Below are 2,820 nucleotides of genomic sequence, written 5' to 3' on the forward strand. Positions count from 1 at the left end.
GGGTGTGCCCGTGTAGCTCAGGGGATAGAGCGCAGCGCTGCGGACGCTGAGGTCACAGGTTCGAGTCCTGCCACGGGTGCCTGAGGGTGCAATTGGCTTGAGCCAAGTCAGAGGGGGCTCTATTACGTGGAGCCCCTTTTGGCTTGTTCAGGTGGTCAATGCCGGATGTGCGCCAGAGTGCCATGAGCCAACCCGATGGCAAGCAGCGCGAAGATCACAGCCGCGGCGAGCATAGCAAGACCAGCGACAACATGCCCTAATCCGGTGATGATGTGACCTAGGCCACCTGACGCTTCCGCGGTCGCCCCTGCCAGCAAGAGCGGCGCTACGATGCACAGGGCCGCGAGCCCCACTCCTGCCAGCAACTGTGAACTGGTGATCGGGTCAAAGAGGGCCAGGAAACTCTCAACCAGGGCATCCACGAGTCCCCCTTTCTGATTGATCCGTAACTGGCTTCCACCAACGAGGTGTCCGAAACCGGTTATCAGGCCGCTCACCGCCCATCAGCCAAGCATGTGTCTATCAACCAACGACGACAGAGTGCTTCAGATACGGAGAAGCCTAAAAATTTGCTCGCGCTTAATCTCATCTTCCAGAACGTTCTCAATTGTGAACCAATCTGTGACAGAGTCGCGGTTGATTTCAAGGTCCTCCATTGCCTTTTCCGTAATTGATACCCCCTGAAGAACAAGTATTGTAGTAGATCGAGGGTTTTCCTCCCTGGCCCTGCGAAGACTTTTGATAGCAGCACCGATTCTTTCTAAGACGCCAGCCGGATCTATGCCGCCTTTAATCTCGACGGCTGCTTGAATTTCGTCGTCTTGATAAATCGCCACATCGGGTTCATCAGCGAATATAACCACCCGTCCATCCCTCAGCTCCATCGTTGAACCATCTTCCTTTTCCCTTAGGACAAGTCTTTTCTCGCGAAGCCTGCGTTGGAGAATCCCTTTAATAATGACGTCAACTCTGTTTCCCTTTGTGTTCTGCCAGGACCCTTGAGCTTGTGAACCCGCTGTCATTCCTCGCCACAGATCAAACTCACGGGCGTCTAACTGCGCATCGAGTTCAATAAGGCGACTGATTACCCGATTCAAATGTTTGGCAATGGCTGTCCCAGTTTCACTGTCAGGGCTATTTCTACCTGCCTCATAGCGGCTAACTGGAAATCCCACACGATTCATAGACTTTTGAGAGACCATTGCGAGCATTCGATAGTATCCGACAGAACCAGGCACAGTTTTCAGGACGAACGGATGTGCAAACACAATTACCGGCCTAATACCGCCATGAATGACTCTATTCCACGCCCGTTTTGATATCCCTAGGAGATCCAGATCCCAATCCAAGGTTTCGCCTTTTGTCTGTTCTACCTCGGCCGCTACGGTCAGCAGTCCCCATTCATGGAGCCTCTGGTGGAAGAACTCGCTTTTTGTAAGTTGGTCCAGAGACCAAACTTTATAGTTCTCACTAGCATCTTTATCGGGCGTTCTCTTCATTCTCTTCTCCAGATCACAATGCTCTCGCGAACAGGCACCCGCCCATATTTGCCCATTTGCTGCGAGCTGTTTCCCTTGTAGCGAGCAACGATGACGTCTTCCACTTGGAATCCCACCTGTTCTGCCATCTCCGAAAGCACAAGGTCAACGGGCAGTAGCTCTCCCCCGAATCTTACATTGTCCACTACCAAGGCCACTTTTGCCTTTGGACTCAAAACCCGTGCCCACTCTCTAATCGACTTTTGCATATCCACAAAATAGGCCGTTAGCATGTCTGGGATTCGTGGGTTATTGAGCGCTTTGCCTCTTTCTCTGAGAATATCCACAACTTCCTTCACAGCGGGATGCGGCGGTTTTTCAAAGGGACCTACTTTCGATTCGATGTGTGAACGGAGAACACCGAACCGCAGGGCCTTCAGTTCGGCAAAACTTTGGACGAAGTGAAAGCAAAGTTCTAAAGAGTATGTACGCGTGTAATCATATCGATTTGCATAAGGTGGGGATGTAATAATAGCCGTTGGCGGCTGTGGAAAAGTTACCTCTGAGAGATTACGAGTATCCCCCAGACAGACAGTCGCCATATCAGCCGATTGGGTCCATCGGAGTCTACCGATCAACTCTATGTCTCTTTCAGCTTCATCTACCTTCTTTGCCAGCGCCTCTTCTGGAACAGCGACTTTCTTTTCTCGATTCAACCTAAGGAACTGACCATCCTTCGACGTGTAACTGCAGGGTTCCAAGACCGAAAAAAATAAAAGCAGGAACACTTCTTTTAACGGCGACTCTAGTTCGTCAATGACCGTTTTCCATTTTCGCAGCGCTACCAATGCATCGGTAGGGAAGGCTACCTTCATAATTGCAACATCCAGGGCAATGCACGCAAGAGGAGCATTCTGTACTCTCGCCCTTAACTTCTCGAAGGTGTCCCTTATTTGCCCGGGTTCCAGCGAGAAAAAAAGCGGCAGGGTTTGAGCAACAAATACAGCGATGGGAAGTCTGTCCACGCCGAGAGAGGGGATGTTTTTTCGAGAGGCGGCGAACAACGTGGTCCCCATACCGCAAAATGGATCGAAGATATAGTCCCTTTCGCTCAAGCCCAGGCGTGAAATAAATTCCTCAACAAAGCGAAATGCAAAAGCCTCCTTATACCGATAGAGTCGAAGGATCGGTATTTCTCTGTTGCCCACGTAGGACACCACAGTCGCCAAAGAGAGTTCTTCATGGAGTAGACGAGCGAACCTATGCTCTAAACGCTGGCGCTCTATGCACTCCCCCTGTTGTTCGGACGCGTCTGTTAGGATGTCACTCTTTTCGAATAAAC

The 2,820-nt window shown here is 51.0% G+C and carries 3 protein-coding genes and 1 tRNA gene; 1 reads left to right on the forward strand and 3 read right to left on the reverse strand.

Going from position 1 to position 2,820, the window contains the following annotated elements:
* Positions 1-6 precede the first annotated feature (6 nt).
* A tRNA-Arg gene (locus H5T64_13420) sits at positions 7-79 on the forward strand.
* A gap of 76 nt (positions 80-155) precedes the next feature.
* Here H5T64_13420 and H5T64_13425 read toward each other — a convergent pair.
* The 3 genes from H5T64_13425 to H5T64_13435 all read right to left on the reverse strand — a co-directional run bounded on the left by H5T64_13425 (position 156) and on the right by H5T64_13435 (position 2,707).
* Positions 156-422, reverse strand: a complete 267-nt coding sequence (locus tag H5T64_13425; protein MBC7265333.1) for a hypothetical protein — start codon at positions 420-422, stop codon at positions 156-158.
* A 123-nt stretch (positions 423-545) separates the two neighbouring features.
* Complete coding sequence (locus H5T64_13430) at positions 546-1,499, reverse strand: XcyI family restriction endonuclease (protein ID MBC7265334.1); 954 nt, start codon at positions 1,497-1,499, stop codon at positions 546-548.
* Positions 1,496-2,707 (reverse strand): hypothetical protein, encoded by a 1,212-nt coding sequence (locus H5T64_13435; protein MBC7265335.1) that lies wholly within the window; start codon positions 2,705-2,707, stop codon positions 1,496-1,498. The genes H5T64_13430 and H5T64_13435 overlap by 4 nt, the downstream gene beginning before the upstream one ends.
* Between the last annotated feature and the right edge of the window lie 113 nt (positions 2,708-2,820).

The organism is Chloroflexota bacterium (assembly GCA_014360825.1).
Taxonomy (GTDB): Bacteria; Chloroflexota; Anaerolineae; order UBA2200; family JACIWT01; genus JACIWT01.

Excerpts from the sequence above, each read along its gene's own strand:
- H5T64_13430 (MBC7265334.1), bottom strand. The coding sequence starts at position 1,499 with ATGAAGAGAACGCCCGATAAAGATGCTAGTGAGAACTATAAAGTTTGG.